This is a genomic window from Candidatus Villigracilis saccharophilus (assembly GCF_016711665.1).
In genome coordinates this window covers 26,146-49,225 of the sequence record NZ_JADJSO010000040.1, presented here as the reverse complement: position 1 = coordinate 49,225, position 23,080 = coordinate 26,146, and the positions used below count along the sequence as shown (strand labels likewise).

Here is a 23,080-nt window from a genome sequence, read left to right as displayed (position 1 = left end):
CAGGCGCAGATGCTGCTAAATTCCAGAACTTTGACGCGCCGAAGATCGTCTCAGATTACGGCTTCAAATCCATGAATGGCGGGCAGGTCTCGCATCAAGCAGCGTGGAAAAAATCTGTCTTTGAAGTTTACAAAGGGGCGTCCATTCCGTTTGAGTGGTCAATGACTCTCGTGGAAGAATGTAACGAAGTCGGCATTGACTATTTCTCCTCCCCCTATGATTTTGAGGCGATCGATTTTCTCGATCAGTATGTGGAAGTTTACAAGGCCGGCTCCGGCGAGATTGACTGGATCGAAGCCTTGGAACGCATGGCATCCAAGGGCAAGCCGTTTTTTGTCGCGACAGGTGCATCCACGATTGGAGAGGTGCAGCAGGCTGTTCATGCCATTTTGAAGATCAATAAGCAGCTTGTCTTGATGCAGTGCAATACCAATTACACAGCCAATCCCAATAATTATGACCACTTGCATTTGAATGTCTTAAAAACTTTTGGGACGATGTTCCCCGATGTGATTCTCGGGTTATCCGACCATACTCATTCAGTCGCGCCAGTACTTGGCGCGGTGACTTTGGGCGCGCGTGATCGAGCGCCACTTTACGGACAGCAACGACCGCGAAGGCCCCGACCATAAGTTTGCGATGAACCCTGAGAATTGGGCGAAGATGGTCGAAGAGACTCGTTTGCTCGAGCGCTCGCTTGGGGGCTCTGATAAATTTATCGCAGAAAATGAGCAGGAGACACAGATCGTACAGCGCCGCTGTCTGCGTGCTGCGCGTGATATCAAGGCAGGCGAGGTGTTCACCCGTGACATGATCGATGTGCTGCGCCCTGCTACACCGGGCGCGATCAAGCCTGACCAGCTTCAAAATGTCGTTGGAACAAAGGCGTTGACGGATATGCCGCTCGGCAAGGAGTTGCGCTGGACAGATCTGGGCGCGTAAAAAAACATGTCATTGCTTCGTTGCACTGCCCTGGCGGGCGGTGCCAGGGAAGTGCAAGTGCGCTCCTCGCAATGATGAATTATGTATATGAAAATTCTTTATTTTTCCCTAGGCTACTGCACTCATGATCATCGCTTCTTGAAATCAATTTCAGACGGCGGGCATGAAGTGTTTTTTGTCCAATTGGAAGGCAATCAAAGACTGGTGGAGTCCCGCCCTGTGCCTAAAAATGTGACTCAAGTTATTTGGAAGGGTGGACGAGAACCATTCCGCTGGAGCAATCTGGCCGAGTTAACTTTAGACTTTCGGCGTTTAACCCGAGAGATCAAGCCTGACCTGATCCACGCGGGACCGATTCAAACCTGCGCGTTCATTGCTGTGTTAAGCGGGTTTAGCCCCATCCTGACCATGTCGTGGGGATTCGATTTAATGGATGATGTCCACCGCAATAAATGGTGGGAATGGGTTACGCGGTACACGTTGAAGCGTTCCACGTTTTTTACAAGTGATGCAAATGTGACTCGCGATAAAGCGGTTATTTATGGAATGAATCCCGAAAAAACAGTAGTATTCCCCTGGGGCGTTGATCTTGAACATTTTTCACCAAGCACGGATCACTGGTCACTGAACACTGATCACTTCACTTTATTTTGCAATCGCTCCTGGGAGACCCGCTATGGCGTGGATGTGCTCGCGCGCGCATTCGTAAAAGCGGCGCAGCAAAACGAACGTATGGATATGATCCTGCTAAATGGCGGTTCCCAGAGCGGACATCTCCGCCAGATATTGCAGAATGGCGGTGTGCTGGATCGTGTTACATTCGGCGGACAGATCTCGCAGACCGATCTGCCGCGCTGGTATCATATGGCTGATGTTTACATATCACCTTCGCATGTGGACGGTTCTTCTGTTTCGCTGATGGAAGCGCTGGCGTGCGGACTGCCTTGTCTGGTTTCAGATATTCCCGCCAATAAAGAATGGGTTGTTGAAAACGAGAACGGCTGGTTGTTCCGCGATGGTGATGCGGATCATCTGGCGGAAAAGATTCTCGCGGCCATCTCTCAAAGGGAGAATCTCTCTCAGATCGGCAGGGCAAGCCGATGGTCGGCAGAGATGCGCGCGGATTGGAAAAAGAATGCCGAGGTGTTGATGAATACTTATCGAAGTCTCATGGAGAGGAATTAATATGTTGAACCATAAGGAATTACTTGATGGATTTCGTCAGACCAGCGTGAAGCAGGGCGACACGATCATCGTGCATACTTCGTATAAATCGCTCGGGGGGGTGGAAGGCGGCGCGGAAACGGTTATTGACGTGATGCGCGAACTGGTTGGTACGAATGGCACGGTGATGTTCCCTGCCTTCAATTTTCAATCATGGACGGAGACCCATTATTTTGATGTGCTGGAAACTCCATCCAGGATGGGCATGATCACGGAACTGGCGCGCATCCGCCCTGACGCGAAGCGGACGCCGCATCCCATCTATAGTTTTTCCGTTTGGGGTGCGCGTGCGGATGAATTCTCCAAAACGGATGATGTCGAAGCGTACGGCCCGAACTCTGTTTTTGCATTATTCCACAAAACGAACGGGACGATCGTGAGCATCGGACTGGATTTCAACAGCACGTTTTCTCTGCACCATTATGTGGAATTCAACACAGGTTGTGACTATCGCCGCATCAAGGAATTCTCCGGTATCTATGTCGGATATGACCGCGAGCCGTGCATCAAAAAATATTCGATGTTTGTGCGCAAGAACGAGCGTGTCAAGACATACATTGTGCCAGGCATGAATGACCTGCTTCATGCAGGCGTGATCAAGGAAGTTCAGGTTGGCGCTGCGAAAGTCCACTTTGCGACCGCAAATGATTTTTACGATAATATGTCCGTTATTGTGCGCGAACACCCTGAGAAACTGCACTACATTGAAGAACCGAAATATTAGTGATTGGTAATTGATAAATCGTAATTTGTTGGCCGGGCGGCCGACAGATAGACAAGGAAACAAGTATGAAATCCTATACATCGTTAAAATCCGTATTGGCAGAATTCTTCCCGCTGCACCGCACATTGGCATCCGATGACCATGATAAGACGTTGGAGATCATCGGCTCGTACATGCCTGATTCCTCCAACTACACCATCGAGACGTATGCTCCGCTTGAAAAGGCGTGGACATGGTATGTGCCGGAGCGTTATGTAGTGCATGAAGCCTATCTGGAGATCGAAGGCGGCGAGCGCGTGGTGGATTTCAAGAATAATCCGCTTTATATTGTTTCCTATTCCCTGCCTGTTGATAAGACACTTTCATTTGAAGAACTTCAACCGCATTTGTACTTCAATGAAAAACGTCCGCATACGATTCCGTGGGTCTTCAAATATTATGACCGTGATTGGGGCTTCTGCTTACCAAAGAATATCTTTGATAAACTACCGCGCGATAAAAAATACCGTGCGGTCATCAGATCTGAATTCGTCACCGATCCCAAACAGGGATTCAAAATGGCAACCGCTGTCATTCATCCCGAAGGTGGAGCGAGCGTTTCGGCAGGCGAAATTATTGTGCAGGCGCATACCTGCCATCCCATGCAGGCCAATGACGATGGCGCGGGTGTGGTCAGCGCTATTGAACTGGCGCGCCGACTCGCTGAAAAGCCATTGCCCGCAGGTTCAATGAGCGTCCGCTTTTGGTTTGGCCCCGAAACCATCGGGACGATCGTTTACCTCTCGCACAACGAAAATATTATTCACAATTTACGCGGCGGCATCTTCATGGAAATGACGGGTAATAAAAATAAGATCGCCTGGCATCACACCCGCCAGCATACACACCTGCTTGACCGCATTACAAATTTTATTGTCGGTAAGTCTGCCCATGAGGAACGTGATTTTGCCGCCGCTCCCGCCAACGACGAACGCGTCATCAATGGACCGGGCGTCAATGTGCCGTGTATCTCGATCAACCGCTGGCCTTATGATGAATATCACACCAGTGATGACAATCTCGATATCATGCACGAAGACATGCTGGTCGGCGCGGCGGAAACAGCGGAGCACATCATCCGCATTTACGCCAGCAATTACATCCCGAAGCGTACTTTCCGTGGACCTGTTTTTCTCAGCGGAAACGGCCTGTGGGTTGATTGGCGCGAGAATTGGGCGCTCAACCGCGCCATTGAGAAGATCATGATGCGCTTCGAAGGCGGGCTTTCCGTTTTTGAGATCGCTGAACAAGTCGGCCTGGATTACTGGATGGTGCGCGACTACATCGAAAAATTCCGCGCAAAAGGATTTGTCACTGCTGAACCGATTCCGTCCGAGGCGCAAAACGCGTAAGTGCGGATCGCGATCCGCCCCAACAACAATATATGAAACCAAAAGTTGTAGCCATCATCCAGGGACGTATGTCCTCATCCCGCCTGCCTGGAAAGATCCTTGCAGACATTGCGGGTCAACCGATGTTGACCCGCGTATTCACCCGCACTTCACGAGCGAAGACGCTGGATGAAGTTATATTTGCCACGACGACAGACGCCTCAGACGACCCCGTAGCGGAGTACTGCGACTTTAGTGGCATTCCCTTCACCCGCGGCAGTTTGTTCGATGTCCTTGATCGTTATTATCAAACCGCTTTGCAAGCCAAAGCGGACATAGTTGTCCGTATCACAGCCGATTGCCCTGTTATTGATCCTGAATTAATAGATACTGTTGTAAATACCTTGCTTGAAGATGAGTACGACTTTGTATGTAACCGTCTGCCCCCGCCTTGGAGTCGTGTCTATCCTATCGGATTGGATGTTGAAGCTTGTACATTTAAAGTATTAAAGAAGGCGTGGAAGGAAGCCAAAGAGCCCCAGCATCGTGAGCACGCCATGCCGTATTTTTATGAAGACGTTCAACTGACAACCTTTAACCGTCAATTGCAGACTGGCACTTCCCCGCGTGGGTTCAAAATTGCCCTGATCCATAACACCACCGACTTTGGCGATTATCGATGGACGGTGGATACTCCGGAAGACCTTGAATTCATGCGCCAGGTGTACGCTCGCTTTGATGGACGAGACGATTTCACCTGGAAAGAAGTGCTTGACCTTGTACACGATAACCCGGAACTGATGAAAATTAATGCGGGTGTGGAACATAAGAAGTGGAAGGATATAGATAAGAGAGCCTTGAAACATTAATTTGTTGGAACGTTTTAACTTGTAAACGATTTTTTATGCCGCTGATCACATTATTTTCCGCTCCAAAACCATTCACGAATCCGCATATTGCGATAATTCAGCGCAATGCGATCAAGTCATGGACGCTGCTTCCTGACGTTGAAGTCATTTTGTTTGGCGAAGAAGAAGGTCTGCCCGAAGCCGCGCGCGAATTGGGCGTCAAGCATATCGCTCACGTTTCACGAAGCGTGACTGGCATACCGTTGATCTCGTCCATGGTTCAACTGGCAAGAGAGAATGGCAGCAGTGACCTGCTTTGCATCATCAACGCGGATATGATCCTCATGCCCGATTTTCTCGAAGCGGCGAAACAGGCTGTAAAGTTGAACGATAAATTTGTGTTGTTGAGTCAGCGTTGGGATTATGACATCCCGGCTGCGCTGGACTTTGCCGAAGGGTGGGAGTCAAGGCTAAGGGAATCTGTCAGAAAACAGAACCAGCTTCACCGTCCCGCGGGAAGCGATTTTTTCCTTTTCCCCAGAGACTGCTATCAAGACATCCCGAATTTCACGATCGGCAGGGCAGGCTGGGATAATTGGATGATCTATCAGGCGCGCATGCAGAACTGGCCTGTCATTGACTGCACGCCGTCGGTGATGATCATTCATCAGAATCATGATTACAGCCATCTGCCGGGCGGGAGGCCGCATTATAACCACCCTGACACCGATGTGAATATTCGTCTAGCCGGGGGGCAGGCGCATATCCGTTACACCATCCTCGATGCGACCCATCAACTCGCGGATGGTAAACTTATCCGCCCGAAGATGACTTCGCTGCGCTTCACACGCCGCTTTGAGTTGTTTCTGCGTTCTATATTTTCTTTCCTGCCGGAGAAGACGCTTGAGAATATCGTGAGACCGAAGCGATGGAAGAAGCGATTTAAGAAATTATTCAAATAAGTTGAAAGGTTGAAAGTTTGAATGTTGGAAAGTTTTGAACCTTCAACCTTTCAACGTTCAACCATGGAACCGATATGAGAAAAGGCCAAAACCCCGCCAAGTTCGTCAAAGATGTCGCCCACCCCGAGCGGATCACAGTTGCGTTATTAAATTACATCCCATTCCTGAGTGGATTCTATGCAGAGACATTGGAAGTGCTGAAGGTCTCGCTCGAATCCATGCGCAAAGATGCGGGGCTGCCGTTTGACTTGATGGTTTTCGATAACGGCTCCTGCCCTGAAGTGCGCGACTTCCTCGTAAAAGAAAAAGAAGAGGGACGGATCCAATATTTGATCCTCTCTGAAAAAAATATGGGCAAGGGCGGCGCGTGGAATGTGATGCTGACAGGCGCGCCGGGCGAGATCATCGCCTACACCGATGCGGATGTTTTGTTCTCCCCGAACTGGCTTTCGCGTTCTGTGGAGATTCTCGAAACCTTCCCGAATGTCGGCATGGTGACCGCGCGTCCGTTCCGCACGCCGCCTGAGTTTTACGAAGGGACTTTGAAGTGGGCGAAGGATAATGCCACGCTTGATGAAGGTCAATTCATTCCGTGGCAAACCTTCCTTGAATTTAACCTCTCACTTGGCCAAACCGAAGAAGAGAACAAAAAAGTATATGCCGAGACAAAAGATTGGCGTATCCAATACAAAGGCGTGACCGCGCTCGCAGGCGCGTCGCATTGGCAGTTCACGGCCTATAAATCCACCCTGCAGCAATTCCTGCCCTTTGACATGGACAAGCCCATGGGACAAGTCCGCCAGTTGGACAAGCGCATGAACGATGCGGGTTTGCTGCGCCTGATGGTCTCTGATCCGCTGGCGATGAATATGTCCAATACGCTGGGATATTTGCGCGGGGAGTTGGGGAAGGGACGAGTAACGAGTAAAAAGAGAGTGAGTTTCGGCAAGCGTATATTGGAAATTGGTTTTATCAAGAAGATTTTGTTGGCGGTGTATAACAAGATCTTCAGTTGGTATTACTCTTAAAAACTAAACACGAAGACTGCAAAGTTCGCAAAGAAAAGAAACTTTGCGGTCTTCGCGGGCTTGGCGGTTCAAAGGTTTCATGACCAAACGTATCTTCATCTCCGCCGACCACGGCATGGCAATCATCTACTTCCTGCAAAGCGACGTCGTCCCGACTCTGCTTGCTGCGGGCGTTGAGATCGTCGTCCTCACCGACGATGACACCAAAGAAAAGATCGCATCACGTTTCACTCGTCACGGCCTCACCTTCGAAGGCTTGCGCCTCAAGCAAGCCAATGACTACGCAAAAAAGTCAGCCCGCGCTGGCAGTGGCTGCTCGGCTACCTGCGCCGCGTGGGCGGCTCGCGCCGCATCAACACTGAAGCCATGGACAGCCACATCTGGGAAGTTTGGGCCGAGAACGGCTGGAAATTCCGTTTTGGTATTTGGATTCCCTCCGCGCTGATGATCCTGCTTCTGCGGAATTTTTCCTTCGCCCGCAAACTTTTGGTGCGGATGCAGAACCGCTTCACGCCTAGCCCGGGTCTGTACTCTGACCTATTCAAAAAGTACCAACCCGACATGGTCATCGCCTCAACCCCCGGCTGGCGTATGGACCGTTACCTCCTGCGTGAATCCGCCCGCCGCGGAATCCCGAACATGACCGTCATTGTCGGCTGGGATAATTCATCCTCGTACAACATCTCAGGCGCGGATGTGCAGTGGGCGACCTGTTGGTCAGAATTGCAAAAAGAAGAGCTCGTCAAAGGCTCCGATTGGGATCCCGAGCATGTGCACGTGGGCGGTATCCCTTCGTATGACGGATATTTCCGCAAGCAATGGCTCATGCCGCGTGACGAATATTTCAAACTGCACGGGCTTGACCCGCAGCGCAAGTTAATTTCATACGCCAGCAGTTTTGTTCATTTTGCGCCGAACTTCCCGAACATCGAAGCGCTGGCAAAACTGGTCTCGTCCGATTCACTGGCCGAACCTTCACAGTTGTTGATCCGTTTGCATCCCAGTCATTTTCAAGACAAGCCGAAGATCTTTGCAGACGAACGCGCGCAGGTCTTTGAATTGGAGAAAAAATATCCGCATGTGCATGTTGTCCAGCCTGTGGCATTGGGCGGCTCGCTCGGCTACTACGGCGGCGAGGACATGGACGAGAAGTCATCCATGATGGCGTATTCGGATGTGGTGGTGACCGTCTATTCGACCATGCTGGTCGAGACGGCTGTCCATGACACGCCAATGATCGCAGCAACGATTGACACTCCCGGTGGATGGAACAAGCCGAAGAAGTTCTCGCTGTCGCTGAAAGAGATCGGCAACTGGCCCACGCACAAACGTTTTTGCGATGCCAGGGCGGGGCGGGTAGCAGCAACAGATAAAGAGCTGCGTTCCATGTTGAATGCCTACCTGAAAAATCCGTCCCTTGATTATCCCGAACGCAGAAAATTTATCGAAGATGAAATCACATTTACAGATGGAACATCAGGTAGACGAACGGCAGAATTTATTTTGAAAGTGTTGGAGAAAACAGGTCGCGAAGAGCGCTAAGAAAAACCCTTTGTGCTTCGCGGCAAAAAAAAAACATTTGTGCTCCTTCGTGGCGTCGTGGTAAAAATGAATAAACCCATGTTCCTCTTTTACTTCTCGATCACTCTCGCCATTTGCTCCAGTGCGCTCTATCATTTCGTCGCCAAGAGCACGCCATCGAATGTGAATTTCACTGTATCCCTTTTAGTGACGTACGCCGTTGCTTTTGCCGTGACCCTTCTTACCTTTTTCTTCTTCCCCGCCAAAAATGGAATCACGGCAGAACTCAAACAACTCAACTGGGCCAGCATTGGACTTGCCGTTGCCATCGTCGGAATCGAGTTTGGTTTCCTGCTTGTTTACCGCTCTGGCTGGAATTTGGGCATCGCTGCAGTGCTGACGAATGTGGTCGCCTCGCTGATCCTGCTGCCTGTGGCGATTTTTCTTTTTAAGGATAAAATCTCATGGGTCAACATTGCAGGGATTTTTGTCTGCCTCGCGGGGTTGGTCATGTTGAATTGGAAACGATAGTTTGGAGACACACTCATCATGCTTTCCCGCTTAAGGTCCGCCGCCCGTATCCTGCTCAAGGGCGATCCAAGAAAGAATAAACGCAATCCCATTCCCGCCATAACGCTTGAGGAAGTCGCCGAGATCAAGCAATTCTTTTCGCGCGAGAAGTTCTTTATCTTCGGTCATGCCCGTTCCGGGACGACCCTGCTGACCCGTCTGGCGCGCCTGCATCCCGAAGTACATTGCAATTATCAGGCGCATTTTTTCACACGCCAGCCGCTGCTCAAGTCACTGGTCAACACGCCCGAAGCGGAAGAATGGCTGACTCGCAAATCCAATCGTTGGAATCAGGGCGGGGATCTGTCTGCGCTGGTACTGCGCGCGTCTGCCGATTTTATACTGGAGCGTGATGCCGCCCGCGAAGGAAAAAATATCGTCGGCGACAAGAGCCCCTCTTCCACGATCCACGGGCAGGCAGTCCGTGATATGCATGCGGTCTATCCTGATGCAAAACTGGTGTACATCGTCCGCGATGGACGCGATGTGTTGATCTCGGAACGCTTCCGAAATTTTGTGGAGGAATCCAAGTTCCTGACTGCGGAAGATCAGCGCATTATTGCCGACCTGAAAGTTGATCCTGCTCCGTTTACAGATGGCCGCCGTTCGATATTCACCGAGGCCTTCATCCGCCGCGTGGCAAAAGGCTGGGTCGCAAATCTTAAAGAAACCGAAGATGAAGGCCGCAGGTTATTCGGTGATCATTATTTCGGTATGCGCTACGAAGACCTGTTGCAAACTCCTTTTAATGAAATGAGCAAATTGTGGAACTTCCTCGGCGTGAAAAGTGTCGATGCGGCGCTTGGGGAGAAGATCAAAGCTGAAATGTCATCCAATCCCGATGAGGAGTGGCAGGCCAAAAGGAATGAAGGCATCGCGTCCTTCCTCCCGAAAGGACATGCCGGTAACTGGTCGCGCTTGTTCACAGAAAAAGATAAAGCCGTCTTCAAGGAAGTCGCGGGGGAGATGCTGATCAAATGGAATTATGAGAAGGATTTGAATTGGTGAAATAATGAAATATTTAATTGCAGGTCTGGGTTCCATCGGACGCCGTCACATGCGGAATTTGATCGCGTTGGGTGAAAAGGATATTGTCCTTTTCCGCACGCGCAAAGCGACCATGCCCGATGATGAGCTTGCGGGCTTTCCCGTTGAAACCGATTTTCACGAAGCGCTCAAGAAACACAAACCTGATGCTGTGATCGTGGGGAATCCGACATCCATACATTTGGATATTGCCATCCCTGCCGCGGAAGCAGGTTGTGCTATTTTGCTTGAAAAGCCGATTTCAAATTCAACTGAAAGGCTGGGGCAACTCGAATCTGCGGTGAAGAAAAGCGGGTCAAAAGTGTTGGTCGCTTTCCAATTCCGCTTTCACCCCGGGCTGATGCGCGCAAAGCAGTTGATCTCTGACGGCGAAATTGGGCGGATCATTTCCGCGCATGTGCATTTTGGAGAATACCTGCCCGCCTGGCATCCGTGGGAGGATTACCGCCAGGGCTACGCGGCGCGCGCAGATATGGGCGGCGGCGTGGTGCTGACGCAGTGTCACTCATTGGACTATCTCCCGTGGCTGGTTGGGAAAGTTAGATCCGCCTGGGGTTTCACCGGTAAGTTAAGTGATCTGGAAGTGGATGTCGAAGATACAGCCGAGATCGGGCTGCGTTTTGAAAGCGGGGCGCTGGGAAATCTGCATTTGGATTTCAACCAGCAGCCGCCCGCGCATCGTTTTGAGATCATTGGCACGAAAGGCACTATCAAGTGGGATCTTTCAGATGGCGCGACCCGTATCTATCGCGCTTCAGCCGAATCGCTGTCGATTTCAACGGGCAGGGAGATCAAGGCCGGCGGGGAGTGGGAAGCGTATCCGCTTCCTGAAAATTGGGAACGCAATGTGATGTTCCTCGAACAGATGAAGCATTTCGTCGCGGTGGTACGCGGTGAAGCCGAACCAGCCTGTACTCTGGAGGATGGCGTGCGCGTCATGAAGTTGATCTCTGCTGTGCACGAGTCGCAAAAAACGGGGCAATTGGCGCATCTCTAGTTTTTCCTGAATTTTAAATCCAAAATTCATTGACTGAATTTTGGAGTATAATTTTCGCTTGTCTGAAAATTAGCAGTAACGATTGTACAGAACGGATCGTTGCTTCATAACAATATTGGAGTGAAAATGACAAAAGCAAAATTAATTCCCCCCTATGGCGGCAAACTGGTCAATCTGGTTGTTGAAGGCAAGGAGCGTGAAGAGCTGCTCGCCCGCGCCGGGAAACTGCCTTCCATCAAGATCACCATGCGCAACATGTGCGACCTTGAGTTGATCGCCACCGGCGGATTTTCTCCGTTGACGACCTTCATGGGCAAGGCTGATTATGACCGCGTGCTCAAGGAAATGCGTCTCGCGGATGGAACTCTCTTCCCGCTTCCCATCACCCTGACAGCTGATCCGAAAGAACTGCCGACAGTAGGCGAAGAACTGGCCTTGCGCAGCGCAAATTTCGATCTGATCGCGGTCATCACACTTGATGAGGTCTACCACTGGGATGCTGAGGCTGAAGCCGCTCACGCTTACGGCTCAACCGATTCCAAGCACCCGATGGTTTCTGAGATGGCACGCTGGAACAAAGTCTGTATCTCTGGTCCATTGAAAGTTGTAAATCTTCCCAAGTATTATGATTTTGTGAATTTACGCCACACTCCTGCTCAGGTGCGTGCCATGCTCGAAGAGATGGGACACGACAACGTGGTCGCATTCCAGACCCGCAATCCCCTGCACCGCATCCATGAAGAACTGACCAAACGCGCCGCTGCGGAAGTCAAAGGCTCGTTGATCGTACATCCTGTGGTTGGCATGACCAAACCCGGTGACGTGGATCATTACACCCGCGTCCGCACATACAAGGCATTGGTCGATAACTACTACGATAAGAAAGACACCATGCTCAGCCTGCTTCCGCTGGCGATGCGCATGGCCGGCCCGAAAGAAGCTTTGCTTCACGCCATCATCCGCCGTAACCATGGCGCCAATCACTTTATTGTTGGCCGCGATCATGCGGGGCCGGGCAATGATTCGTCGGGCAAACCATTCTACGGCCCGTATGATGCGCAGGAACTCATGCAGAAGTACGAAGCTGAACTCGGCGTCAAGATGGTTCCGTTCGAGATGCTGGTCTATCTTCCCGATGAAGATCGCTATGTCGAAGAGAAGGATGTTCCCAAGGGCGCGAAGGTGGCAAATATCTCCGGCACACAAGTCCGCGATGATTACCTTGCCAAGGGCAAGCTGCTCCCTGAATGGTTCACCCGCCCTGAGACCGCCGAGATTCTGCGCGAGATGTATCCTCCCCGTCACAAGCAGGGATTCTGCATCTGGTTCACCGGTTTGAGCGGATCAGGCAAGAGCGCGACCACCGAAGTTGTGACCACTTTATTGCTTGAGCGTGGACGCGAGATCGCCATTCTCGACGGCGATGTTGTCCGCACGCACCTCTCCAAGGGACTTGGCTTCAGCAAGGAAGACCGTGACACCAATATCATCCGCATCGGCTTTGTAGCCGGTGAGATCGTCCACGCGGGCGGCGCAGTCATTTGCGCGGCCATCAGTCCCTACCGCGCCACACGCGCTGAGGCCCGCAAGATGGTCGGCGAGAACTTTATCGAAGTTTACATGGACACTCCCGTTGAAGTCTGCGAACAACGCGATGTGAAGGGTTTGTATGCCAAAGCGCGTCAGGCGATGATCGATGGCAAACCGATGGGATTCACCGGCGTGGATGATCCCTACGAACAGCCGATCGAGCCCGCGATCACACTTAAGGGATTTGGCGCATCAGCAGAAGAAAATGCGCATATCGTTATTTCATATCTTGAAGAACAAGGTTATATCGCCAAACAGGCGTAATTGATCCTCACGTAGAGACGCTTCCGAAGTTTCTCTCCCGATGGGAGAGGGACTTGAGCGAGGGGCGTCTCTACGCTTTATTTAAATGAAACACTTTTTGAAATCCCATTTTCTTTTCCTTGCAGTACTCAGCTTGATCGCTGTGATCGCAGTGTGGGCTGTTCTTTACAGCACACCGCAGGGACTCGGGCTTTCAGACGACTCGATTGCGTACATTGCCGGCGCGCGCAGCATCCTCAGCGGACAGGGCTATCGTGAAGCCTGGCTGGCGTCCAACCAACCCGTTACGCACTTTCCCCCCGCGTTCTCATCCATCCTTGCATTGATCGGCCTCAGCGGACTTGATCCACTGCGCGGCACGCGCTTTGTCAATTCCCTGCTGTTTGGCGGAAATGCGTTTTTGCTTGGAATTCTCGGCTGGCGCATGACCAAATCACAAAGTGCGGGTGTGGTGCTGGCCTTGTTATTTGCAGTCAATGCTTCATTTCTCAATGCTCATGCTGTTGCGATGAGCGAACCGCTCTATATTTTTTTCAGTCTTGCCTCATTCCTTGTATTTTTCCAATACTTTAATACGAAACAAAACTCCTGGCTGGTATTAACGGGTATTTTTGTGGCGTTTGCATATCTTACGCGTTATGCCGGTCTTGCATTAATTGCCACATTCCTGGTTGCGCTGATCCTGCTGCAGGATACCTGGAAGCAAAAACTGACCAGCGCCGGGATTTTTATTTTCAGCGCTCTTCCGTTCCTGCTGGGCTGGAGCATCCGCAATAAACTTGTCGCGGACAACGCCACCAACCGCACATTGATCTGGCATCCGCTCACAATTGAAAACATCAATACCGCAATATTTAATTTCTCCGAATTTTTCATTCCTGTTGAAACCTGGCGGCGTGCGCTTATAAAAATCCCCAACTTCTTTGTTACCTTATTATCATTGATCGCATTGGTTTTGCTGGTTTGGTTGTTGTATAAAGGATTGAAGAAATTTCTTGATCCTGCTGCCGAACGACCAGAAATTTTATCCTTCACCAGCGGACTGTATATCTTTGGGTATCTCGCCTCGATCGTCTCTTCGATGCTGTTGTTCGATGCCAGCACCAAATTTAAACTCCGTATCCTGGCGCCGGTATATGTCTCACTGATCATCCTGCTTGTTTTTCTTGGATATTGGCTGTGGCAGAGACGCGCAATGATTTGGCGCAGTATTGTTATTATTTCAACATTTATTATTCTTGCACTTTCCTTTAACGACATAGCAGGTCTCGCGGCAAAACTCCACAAAGGCGGTCAGGGCTATGCCTCCTTCCAATGGTATGATTCGCAGGCCATGGATTTCCTGGACACGCTCCCCGAGGGAACACGCATCTATACCAATCAGCCCGGCCCTGTTTACCTTTATACGGATCGCCCCAGTTATGTCCTGCCCGATCTCGTAGACCCGGTCACTGACCTGCCGCGCGAAGGATATGTTGAAGGTGTGGACGCGCTTCAAGAAGACGTGCTTTCGGGTGACGCCGCGCTCGCCCTCTTCAAGTTTGGTTCGGAAGAAGAGGATGTCCAATCCATTTATATACAACTCGCCGATGGCTTATATCTTGCGCACAACACGCATGGCGATAAAATCTATACAGCCTTTCCATAAGAGGAGCACATCATGACCGTTCTGGATAAATTCAACTTGAAGGATCGCGTGGCCGTTGTCACAGGCGGCGGCGGACAATTGGGATTTGAGTTTTGCAAATCGCTTGCCGAGGCAGGCGCGGCTGTTGTCGCGGCCGATCTGAATATGGAACTTGCCACCCAGACAGCCGCCCGCCTAACCGAATCCGGCTACTCTGCGATCGCTTTCCCGCTCGATGTCACCCGCATCGAATCGACCCGCGAGCTGGTCGCTGAGACGACGAAGCAATTCGGCCGCCTTGACATCCTCGTCAACAGCGCCGCCCTCGACCCGAAATTCGACCCCGAGGCCGCCTCCAAAGGGATTGCCCCCGGCGCCTTCGAAGATTATCCGCTTGAACAGTGGAATGCTGCATTGAATGTAAATCTAACGGGTATTTTCCTTGTCACTCAGGCTTGTGTAAAACAAATGATCGTACAGGGCAAAAAGGGCAGTATCATCAACATTTGCTCGACCTATGGACTGAACGGTCCCGACCAACGCATCTATATCAAAGACGGCAAACGCGTGGCATTCAAACCCGTTTACTACACCACCACCAAAGCCGGCGTGATGGGATTTACCAAATACCTCGCCGCTTATTATGCCGAGACCGAGATCCGCGTGAATGCGCTCACTCCCGGCGGCGTGTTTAACAATCACGAAGAATATTTCGTCAAGAATTATTCCGCCAAAACCATCCTCGGCCGCATGGCCAAGAAGGATGAAATGAACGGCGCGTTGTTATTCCTCGCCTCCGATGCCTCTTCTTATATGACAGGTAATAACGTCATTGTCGATGGCGGATGGACTGCCTGGTAGTGGCGCAGCACTGCGCCCCTACGGAGAATGAATGACCGAAATCCTTGCCCTTATCCCCGCGCGTGGCGGTTCCAAAGGAATTCCTCGCAAAAATATCCGCAGTTTTGCAGGCTATCCGCTGATCGCGTGGAGCATTGCCGCCGCCAAACAATCTCAGTTGGTGACCCGTGTCATTGTCTCGACCGATGATGAAGAGATCGCTGCGGTTGCGCGCGAATGGGGTGCAGAGACTCCCTTCCTGCGTCCTGCTGAATTTGCCCAGGATAAGACCACCGACCTGCCCGTCTTTGAACACGCGCTCAAGTGGCTGGAAGAGGTTGAAGGATATCACCCTGATATAGTTGTACAATTGCGCCCAACATCTCCCATTCGTCCCCAAACAATGGTGGATGATGCCATTCGTATCCTGTTGAATCATGAAGATGCGGATTGTGTACGCGGTGTGGTGCCTGCCGGGCAAAACCCATTCAAAATGTGGCGTTTCAATGGCGAAGGCAAGCCATTGAATCCATTGCTTGAAGTACCGGGGATTGCCGAGCCGTATAATGCGCCGAGGCAGATCCTGCCTCCTGTTTACTGGCAGACAGGTCACATTGATGCGATCCGTGTTTCTACCATCGTCAACAAGAAATCGTTGACCGGTGATGTCATCTATCCATTATTGATCGACCCGAAATACACGGTGGACATTGATACCCTGCCTGATTGGGCAAAGTATGAAGCATTGGTCTATAGCGGCTTGGAAATGATCTCGCCGGGCAAACCGCGCCGCGCGATACCTGATGCCATCCAAATGATCATCTGTGATTTTGACGGCGTGGTGACAGATAACCTTGTCATCACAGATCAGGATGGAAAAGAATCAGTCACGGCTTCCCGTAGTGATAGTATGCACATTAAGAAATTGCATGAGTTGGGTGTTGAGGTGATGATCCTCTCCTCGGAACCGAATCCAGTTGTGATGGCGCGCGCGAAAAAGATGGGGGTGGAGGCAATTCACAATGTGGGAATGCAGAACAAGGGGCGTGTGATGCGGGAAGTCCTCGAGCAGAAAAATGTCAAAGCGGAGAACGTCATCTATGTTGGCAATGACCTGAATGACCTTCCCTGTTTTGAGATCGCGGGCTGGTCTGTGGCGGTCGCGGATGCGTATCCTGAAGTGATCCGCGCGGCTGATCATGTGTTGACAACGACCGGCGGTCACGGTGCGATCCGTGAATTATGTGAAATTGTTTTGAAGCAATTATCTCAAAAGGAGAATTAAAAAATGGCTCGTGAAATTAAATTTGGAAACCGAATGATGGGTGATGGTCATCCTGCGTATGTGATCGCTGAAGTGGGAATTAATCACAACGGCGATCTTGATATCGCCAAGAAAATTATTGACGCCGCTGCTCACGCTGGCGCGGATGCGGTGAAATTCCAGAAGCGAACTCCCGAGGTTTGTACGCCGCTAGATCAGCAAAAACAAATGCGTGAGACGCCGTGGGGCTACATCTCGTATTTGGATTATCGTTATAAAGTTGAGTTCAACGAAGAGCAGTATCGTGAGATTGACCGTCATTGCAAGGAAAAGAAAATCGATTGGATGGTCTCGGTGTGGGATGAGCCTTCGGTTGATTTCATGCAAAAGTTTGATACTCCCGCGTATAAAGTTCCGTCTGCATCGTTGACCGATCACAATCTTTTAAAGTATGTCCGCAAGACGGGCAAGCCTATTATTATTTCCACGGGCATGTCCACGATGGAACAAATTCATAAAGGGGTGGATGCGGTTGGCGAAGACAACCTTGTTATCATGCACTGCACCAGCACTTATCCATGCGAGCCTGATGAGCTGAATCTCCGAATGATCGAAACCCTGCGCAAGGAATTCCCGAATAATCCCATCGGCTATTCAGGTCACGAAGTCGGGCTGGTGCCTTCCGCGGTGGCGATCGCTCTTGGTGCGACCTCTGTTGAACGTCATATTACGTTGGATCGCGCCATGTGGGGCAGTGATCAGGCCGCGTCTGTTGAGCCAGGCGGTTTTGAACGTCTGGTGAAATATATCCGTGTCACTGAAGCTGGTCTCGGTGATGGCGTGAAGAAGGTGTATGAATCTGAAAAGGGTTCCATGAAGAAACTGCGCCGCGTTGTAAACGAATAATTTTGTAGGGGCGCAGCATTGCTGCGCCCCTACGGTTAATTATGGGATTTACTCAAAAACTTCGCCGCACGCTCCGCCCGCTGGGCAAGACCGCTCAAGCCATCCTGCGATGGAAGCGGTTTTCTTTTAATGATGCGCCGCCCGTCTTTGGAAACTCCAAACCGAAGAGCGGCTCGCATTTATTATTACAAGTCCTGAACGGCTTTACGCAGATCATGCCATATAAGTATGTGGATGCGGATCCTGTACGGACGATCAAAAAAGACGGTGAACGGTGGACAGCGGACAGTATTGCAGCCAGTTTACGTGCTGTCCCGTCTGGTGTGATTGGCTGGGGTTATGTCGAGGCTTCGACTGAGAATGTGGCGGTTTTATGCCAGCCAGGCCGCGTCAACTATTTTATTTATCGTGATCCGAGGGATATGCTCGTTTCGCAGGTTTTCTTCGCGACTGACATGCACGGTGAACATGGAATGCACGATTACTACAATGCGCTCCCTGATTTTGACGCGAGATTAAATGTTGCAATTACCGGCATTGATAAAGACGGGTTGAAAATGGTCAGCGTGAAACAGAGATATGATGGCGTCTTTCAATGGCTGGAACAGAAGGATGGAATGTGCATTCGCTTTGAAGAATTGATCAATAACCGCGATGTCACGTTGAACGCAATGCTGGATGAAGTAGAGAAGACCGGTTATAAGATCCCAACTCCGCGTGAAAAGGCGCTGCCTGTTTTAGTGGATGCCATCCAGCCGAAGAAGAGTCATACCTTCCGATCGGGGAAAACAGGTGGATGGAAGCAGTATTTCACAGAGGAGCACAAGAAGCTATTCAAGGACGTGGCAGGCGATTTGCTTGTGAGGCTGGGGTACGAAAAGAATAATGATTGGTAAGTTTTCCGCTTAGTCACTGAAATAAATACTGTGACAACGGACCCTTTCCCGTGGTTTTGTCATGATGGATTCGATTTCCGTTTTCCATTTTATAGAATGGGGTGTTTCCCGGTGATGCAAAAAGTCTTCCTTTGTGCGATAGACTTCATGGATTACAAAGCAGGATATGTCATCTTCATTTTGCAAAATATCGTACCGCACATTTCCATTTTCTCTTCGCGTGGCAAGAGCACACTCCAGAGTTTTTTGAAGAAAAATTTCAATTTTGTTTTCAAGTACATGTGCTGTGACAGTTAATGTGTACATAATATCCTCCATGTTTTGGTAATCTCAGTATACAATAAGTTACTTCTCTATGTGTTTTAGGTGATTTGATAATGATTTCTGGCATAAAAGACTTTTATACCCAGCGCATCAAGCGCGGACTTGTCCGCAGGCTCAATAATCTTAAGATCTCATCTGTGGCGCGCAAGGTGGCCCGCAAAGAGCCGCCGCCAAATGGCGCGCCTGTTGTATTCTTTAAGGCATCCACTGGCATTGATGATCTATCATGGAACAGCGGATTTCATTTGCTGGCATCATGGGCATTTCGATTACAGGGAATCCCTGTGGTTTATTTTGCGTGCGACTCTGGTTTGAGTAAATGTGTGCTCGGTACAAACCGCGATGATCCTCATAAGGAAATGCCGTGTAAGTCGTGCGTCATGCAGTCGAAGGTTCTGTATAAAAACGTTGCAATGTTCAACCGTTCAATCATTCAAACTTCCAGCACTAGCTGGTTCAACTATCAGCGTGATGACAGACTCGTTGAGGCATTGACCAGGCTCCCTGTCGAAGAGATGATGCGTTTTGAATGGGATGGAGTTCCGCTCGGAGCGTTGTGTCTGCCCGGGCTGAGATGGGTCTTGAGAGTCCACCATCTGAATGATGATGAATCGACTCGTTATCTGTTTCGGGAATATATTTTATCGGCGTGGAATGTGGCGCAGAAATTTGACGCGCTGCTCACTCAGGCTCAGCCTCGGGCGGTTCTTGTTTTCAACGGCCAATTCTTCCCCGAAGCGACCGCGCGGTATGTCGCCCAAAAGCGCGGACTGCGCGTCATCACCCATGAAGTTGGCTTGCAGCCTGCGACCGCGTACTTCACCGAAGGAGAAGCGACTGCATACCCGATCACAATTCCCGAGTCGTTCGAGATGAATGATGAACAGAATGCGAAGTTGGATGCGTATCTTGCAAAGCGTTTCCAGGGTGACTTCACAATGGCAGGCATTAAATTCTGGGCGGACATGAAGGGACTCGACGAGACGTTCTTAAAAAAGGCGGCGGACTTCAGGCAGATCGTGCCCATCTTTACCAACGTCATCTTCGATACCAGCCAGCCGCATGCCAACACGGTCTTTGAGGATATGTTCGATTGGCTGGATCTGGTGCTGGAGGAAATTCGTTTACACCCAGAAACCTTGTTCGTCATCCGCGCACATCCTGATGAAACCCGCGTTCGCAAAGCCAGCCGCGAAACTGTCGAGGGTTGGGTGGCAAGCCGCGGTGTGGACAAAGAATCGAATGTTGTTTTTGTCAGCCCGAAGGAATCGCTCAGTTCGTATGAGTTGATTCTAAGATCCAAGTTCGTGATGGTCTATAACTCGACGATTGGGCTCGAGGCGTCCATCATGGGCGCGGCGGTGTTATGCGCGGGCAGGGCGAGATTTACACAATATCCCACGGTGTTCTTTCCGCACACGATCGAAGAAGTACGCGGCAAAATGAAGGAATTTTTGGCTGTGAACGTGATCGTTGTTCCGCTTGAGTTCAAACGCAATGCGCGCAGGTTTTTGTATTACCAGTTATTCAGAACATCCCTGCCGTTTGGGAAATTCCTTGAGCCATCCGTGAGAACCACGCAGACCAGGTTGAGGTCATTTGGATTGAACGAGCTGGTATCGGCTGATTCGATCAAGGTGATTATGGATGGGGTGCTGGCGGACGGGGATTTTATGTTGGGAGAGTAATCTGCCAATTCTTTCCTGAAACCATTAACGTGCCTTTGGGTTCCCTGTTCGAGATTGTATGAACAAAATAGCAGCCCATTTTCTACACGGTATAATGTCTTTGGAGTGGCTGAGCGTGGTGTAGACATATACTAACACTACATCGTCCCGCTTTACAAAATTTAGGAATATACATGTCGGTTTTTTCTTCGTATCTCAATTTGCACAAAACTGATCGCCGTTGGGCGATTGTTTTGTTCTTAATGTTGATTGTGGTATCTGCGCTTTATTTTTTGAATGCGAGCCGGTTAAATCCAACCGGTAATTTCTCCACGTACGCAGACGATACCTATATCCATCTCCGCTTTGCGCACAATCTTGTCAACGGCTGGGGCATCGTCTGGAATCAAGGCGAACAACCTGTGGAGGGATCGACCTCATTTATTTATCTTTTGATGATCGCTGCGATTGAAAAGCTCGGGGTGCAGCCGATTTGGACTCTCGCTTATACTTGCGCGATTTTTGCCGTGCTTGCGATCGCAACCACGTTTGTTCTCCTCCAAACAATAAATCAAGACCATTTGCTTGAGAATTTGACAGCCGTTATTATGCTTGGTCTCTCTGCTCGGCTCATGATTTGGGCCAACACAGGCCTGGAGGTAACACTGTATGCCTTTGCGCTTGTCCTGTGCGTGTTTCTCTATATTTTGTATCGGACCGGCGCAGTACCGCCGTATTTTGTGGGGCTGGCGTTTGCAGTCACTTCCTTTATCCGCCCGGAGTGTTTGGCTATCTTTGGAGTGACAGTTGCGTTTGAATTAATTACCATCTATTTGTCTGGAACAAAAAATTACCGCCCAATTTTCATGTTGGTCGGATCATTCCTGATCATTTATTCGCCGGTCTTCTTATGGAAATGGTCATACTTCGGCTACCCCTTTCCAAACACATATTATGCAAAAACAGGCGGCGGTCTGATCCAGATCAGTGCTGGCGCGGCTTACTTGTGGACCAATTTGATTGAGACTTTTATCCCATCCGGCTTGCTAGGGTTGGTTTTTCTTGCAACATTGCGGAAGGGTTCGTACTTTCTCGAAAAAACATATTTGTTGATCATACTCTTGTCTTCCTGGCTGATCGTGGCCATGAACGGCGGCGATTATATGCTGAAGGGCCGTTTCCTTACTCCAATATTCCCGATTCTGTTTGTTCTGGTTGGACTGGGGATTTCGCAATTGGCAGATCGTATCTCCCGCTTGTACCGCATGATCCTTATTTTCTGGATTGCTCTTGATCTCTTTTACCGTGTGGTATCTCGAAAAACCAATTGTAAAAAATTATGCTGATAGACCTTTCCCAACAGCAAAGGCGAACAAGCCGAGAGAGATCGTTTCAACACCAGAGTTCGTAATGATTGGCAGATCACTGCGCGATATTGCCCAGCCCGGGGACTCGATCGCCTTGGTACCTATTGGGGCAATTGGGTATTATTCTGGAATGACTGTATATGACATGGTCGGCCTTGTGGACCCAACCATCGCTCACGAACCCTTTTCGCAGGAATATATAAAATCCTCGTGGCGGCCGGGACATGACAAGGGGGATGGTTTATACATTCTTCAGCTCATGCCAACTTATATACTCATAGTTGACAGATTGACTTATGAGCCCTTATCCGGAGTGGATGATTGGGCGCTTCAATATAAATCCATCGCTGAAATTTGGAATTCTCCGCAATTTCACGAGGAATACCACTTTTGCCCCATTCGCATAAGCGGGTGGTATATCAATCTTTATTGTCGTAATATCCCGCCGCCCTAGCTGTTTCCGACCAATCAATCCTTCAATGTAATATATTTTTTCCTTGGATTGATCCCCGTCATCCCCGAGAAAAATCCCTGCACTGCTTTTATATCTTCTTCCATATTATCTGTGAGGTTAAATACTTGTCCAACACGGAGGGCCTTTTTCTTTCCGTCAACGATTGCCATCACCATTGGAATCTCCGCATTCTTGGCAATATGATAAAAACCGCGTTTCCATTCGGTGACGTGATGGCGGGTGCCTTCTGGGGCAATGGTCAAAATGAACTTGTCTGATCGGTTGCACGCATCCACCATTTGTTCAACCAGTCCCTGCGATTTTTTTCGGTCCACTGGAATCCCCCCGCACCAGTAAAAGAACCATCCAAACGGGTTGCGGAACAGCTCTGCTTTGCCCATGAATTTGACATTTGCCTTAAGATGAAAGATCGCGCCCAGAAATAATAAAAAGTCCCAGTTCGAGGTGTGCGGCGCGCCGACCAAAATAAATTTTGGAATATCTGGCAATTGCCCTTCAATCCTCCAGCCAGTCGTGCGGAGGATTGAATTGGCGATTAATCGTAAAAATGGGCTGATAATAGGGGTGGTAAAGATGGTGTTTTTCAAGTTTTTGTCCTCGAATATATAACCCTGAAATATCATTTCC

Annotated in this window: 24 protein-coding genes; 22 read left to right on the top strand and 2 right to left on the bottom strand. The window is 50.0% G+C overall.

Annotated features, from left to right (window positions below):
* From IPL17_RS13235 to IPL17_RS13145, 19 genes are all read left to right on the top strand, one after another.
* Positions 1-632: N-acetylneuraminate synthase family protein (locus IPL17_RS13235; protein WP_345307558.1), on the top strand; the 632-nt coding region annotated here is incomplete at its 5' end.
* Entirely contained in the window at positions 580-942 is a 363-nt protein-coding gene (locus IPL17_RS13230; protein WP_345307557.1) for an N-acetylneuraminate synthase family protein, read from the top strand. The genes IPL17_RS13235 and IPL17_RS13230, both read left to right, overlap by 53 nt.
* Positions 943-1,023: 81 nt before the next feature.
* Positions 1,024-2,127: a glycosyltransferase gene (locus IPL17_RS13225; protein ID WP_345307556.1), complete on the top strand. Its 1,104-nt coding sequence runs from the start codon at positions 1,024-1,026 to the stop codon at positions 2,125-2,127.
* A 1-nt stretch (position 2,128) separates the two neighbouring features.
* A complete protein-coding gene (locus IPL17_RS13220) occupies positions 2,129-2,890 on the top strand; it encodes an AAC(3) family N-acetyltransferase (RefSeq protein WP_345307555.1) in 762 nt (253 codons plus the stop codon).
* A gap of 65 nt (positions 2,891-2,955) precedes the next feature.
* The gene (locus tag IPL17_RS13215) at positions 2,956-4,281 is read left to right on the top strand and encodes a DUF4910 domain-containing protein (RefSeq protein WP_345307554.1); all 1,326 of its coding nucleotides are present in this window, start codon (positions 2,956-2,958) and stop codon (positions 4,279-4,281) included.
* Positions 4,282-4,313: 32 nt separating this feature from the next.
* Positions 4,314-5,129 (top strand): glycosyltransferase family protein, encoded by an 816-nt coding sequence (locus tag IPL17_RS13210; RefSeq protein WP_345307553.1) that lies wholly within the window; start codon positions 4,314-4,316, stop codon positions 5,127-5,129.
* A gap of 35 nt (positions 5,130-5,164) precedes the next feature.
* Positions 5,165-6,070 (top strand): hypothetical protein, encoded by a 906-nt coding sequence (locus IPL17_RS13205; RefSeq protein WP_345307552.1) that lies wholly within the window; start codon positions 5,165-5,167, stop codon positions 6,068-6,070.
* Positions 6,071-6,144: 74 nt separating this feature from the next.
* A complete protein-coding gene (locus IPL17_RS13200) occupies positions 6,145-7,098 on the top strand; it encodes a glycosyltransferase family A protein (RefSeq protein ID WP_345307551.1) in 954 nt (317 codons plus the stop codon).
* 79 nt (positions 7,099-7,177) lie between these two features.
* Complete coding sequence (locus IPL17_RS13195; RefSeq protein WP_345307550.1) at positions 7,178-7,543, top strand: hypothetical protein; 366 nt, start codon at positions 7,178-7,180, stop codon at positions 7,541-7,543.
* The gene (locus IPL17_RS13190) at positions 7,465-8,640 is read left to right on the top strand and encodes a CDP-glycerol glycerophosphotransferase family protein (RefSeq protein WP_345307549.1); all 1,176 of its coding nucleotides are present in this window, start codon (positions 7,465-7,467) and stop codon (positions 8,638-8,640) included. The genes IPL17_RS13195 and IPL17_RS13190 overlap by 79 nt, the downstream gene beginning before the upstream one ends.
* 66 nt (positions 8,641-8,706) lie before the next feature.
* On the top strand, positions 8,707-9,150 hold the full coding sequence (locus IPL17_RS13185) for a hypothetical protein (RefSeq protein ID WP_345307548.1): 444 nt from the start codon (positions 8,707-8,709) through the stop codon (positions 9,148-9,150).
* Positions 9,151-9,168: 18 nt separating this feature from the next.
* Positions 9,169-10,197 (top strand): sulfotransferase, encoded by a 1,029-nt coding sequence (locus IPL17_RS13180; protein WP_345307547.1) that lies wholly within the window; start codon positions 9,169-9,171, stop codon positions 10,195-10,197.
* A 4-nt stretch (positions 10,198-10,201) separates the two neighbouring features.
* On the top strand, positions 10,202-11,233 hold the full coding sequence (locus IPL17_RS13175) for a Gfo/Idh/MocA family oxidoreductase (RefSeq protein ID WP_345307546.1): 1,032 nt from the start codon (positions 10,202-10,204) through the stop codon (positions 11,231-11,233).
* 126 nt (positions 11,234-11,359) lie between these two features.
* Complete coding sequence (locus IPL17_RS13170; RefSeq protein WP_345307545.1) at positions 11,360-13,087, top strand: bifunctional sulfate adenylyltransferase/adenylylsulfate kinase; 1,728 nt, start codon at positions 11,360-11,362, stop codon at positions 13,085-13,087.
* An 85-nt stretch (positions 13,088-13,172) separates the two neighbouring features.
* Positions 13,173-14,735, top strand: coding sequence for a phospholipid carrier-dependent glycosyltransferase (locus IPL17_RS13165; protein ID WP_345307544.1), 1,563 nt, complete (start codon positions 13,173-13,175; stop codon positions 14,733-14,735).
* Between the two features lie 12 nt (positions 14,736-14,747).
* Positions 14,748-15,575: an SDR family oxidoreductase gene (locus IPL17_RS13160; protein ID WP_345307543.1), complete on the top strand. Its 828-nt coding sequence runs from the start codon at positions 14,748-14,750 to the stop codon at positions 15,573-15,575.
* Positions 15,576-15,606: 31 nt separating this feature from the next.
* Positions 15,607-16,839, top strand: a complete 1,233-nt coding sequence (locus tag IPL17_RS13155) for an acylneuraminate cytidylyltransferase (protein WP_345307542.1) — start codon at positions 15,607-15,609, stop codon at positions 16,837-16,839.
* Positions 16,840-16,842: 3 nt separating this feature from the next.
* Positions 16,843-17,724, top strand: a complete 882-nt coding sequence (locus IPL17_RS13150) for an N-acetylneuraminate synthase family protein (protein WP_345307541.1) — start codon at positions 16,843-16,845, stop codon at positions 17,722-17,724.
* Between the two features lie 41 nt (positions 17,725-17,765).
* Entirely contained in the window at positions 17,766-18,620 is an 855-nt protein-coding gene (locus IPL17_RS13145) for a sulfotransferase domain-containing protein (RefSeq protein WP_345307540.1), read from the top strand.
* A gap of 9 nt (positions 18,621-18,629) precedes the next feature.
* On the opposite strand, the gene IPL17_RS13140 is transcribed toward IPL17_RS13145, so the two are convergent.
* Positions 18,630-18,926, bottom strand: coding sequence for an antibiotic biosynthesis monooxygenase (locus tag IPL17_RS13140; RefSeq protein WP_345307539.1), 297 nt, complete (start codon positions 18,924-18,926; stop codon positions 18,630-18,632).
* A gap of 71 nt (positions 18,927-18,997) precedes the next feature.
* Here IPL17_RS13140 and IPL17_RS13135 point away from each other — a divergent pair, with 71 nt between their 5' ends.
* The 3 genes from IPL17_RS13135 to IPL17_RS13125 all read left to right on the top strand — a co-directional run bounded on the left by IPL17_RS13135 (position 18,998) and on the right by IPL17_RS13125 (position 22,432).
* On the top strand, positions 18,998-20,632 hold the full coding sequence (locus tag IPL17_RS13135) for a hypothetical protein (RefSeq protein ID WP_345307538.1): 1,635 nt from the start codon (positions 18,998-19,000) through the stop codon (positions 20,630-20,632).
* 242 nt (positions 20,633-20,874) lie between these two features.
* Complete coding sequence (locus IPL17_RS13130) at positions 20,875-21,957, top strand: hypothetical protein (protein WP_345307537.1); 1,083 nt, start codon at positions 20,875-20,877, stop codon at positions 21,955-21,957.
* A 64-nt stretch (positions 21,958-22,021) separates the two neighbouring features.
* On the top strand, positions 22,022-22,432 hold the full coding sequence (locus tag IPL17_RS13125; protein WP_345307536.1) for a hypothetical protein: 411 nt from the start codon (positions 22,022-22,024) through the stop codon (positions 22,430-22,432).
* 14 nt (positions 22,433-22,446) lie between these two features.
* Here IPL17_RS13125 and IPL17_RS13120 read toward each other — a convergent pair whose 3' ends face one another.
* The gene (locus tag IPL17_RS13120) at positions 22,447-23,040 is read right to left on the bottom strand and encodes a lysophospholipid acyltransferase family protein (RefSeq protein ID WP_345307535.1); all 594 of its coding nucleotides are present in this window, start codon (positions 23,038-23,040) and stop codon (positions 22,447-22,449) included.
* Positions 23,041-23,080: the final 40 nt, after the last annotated feature.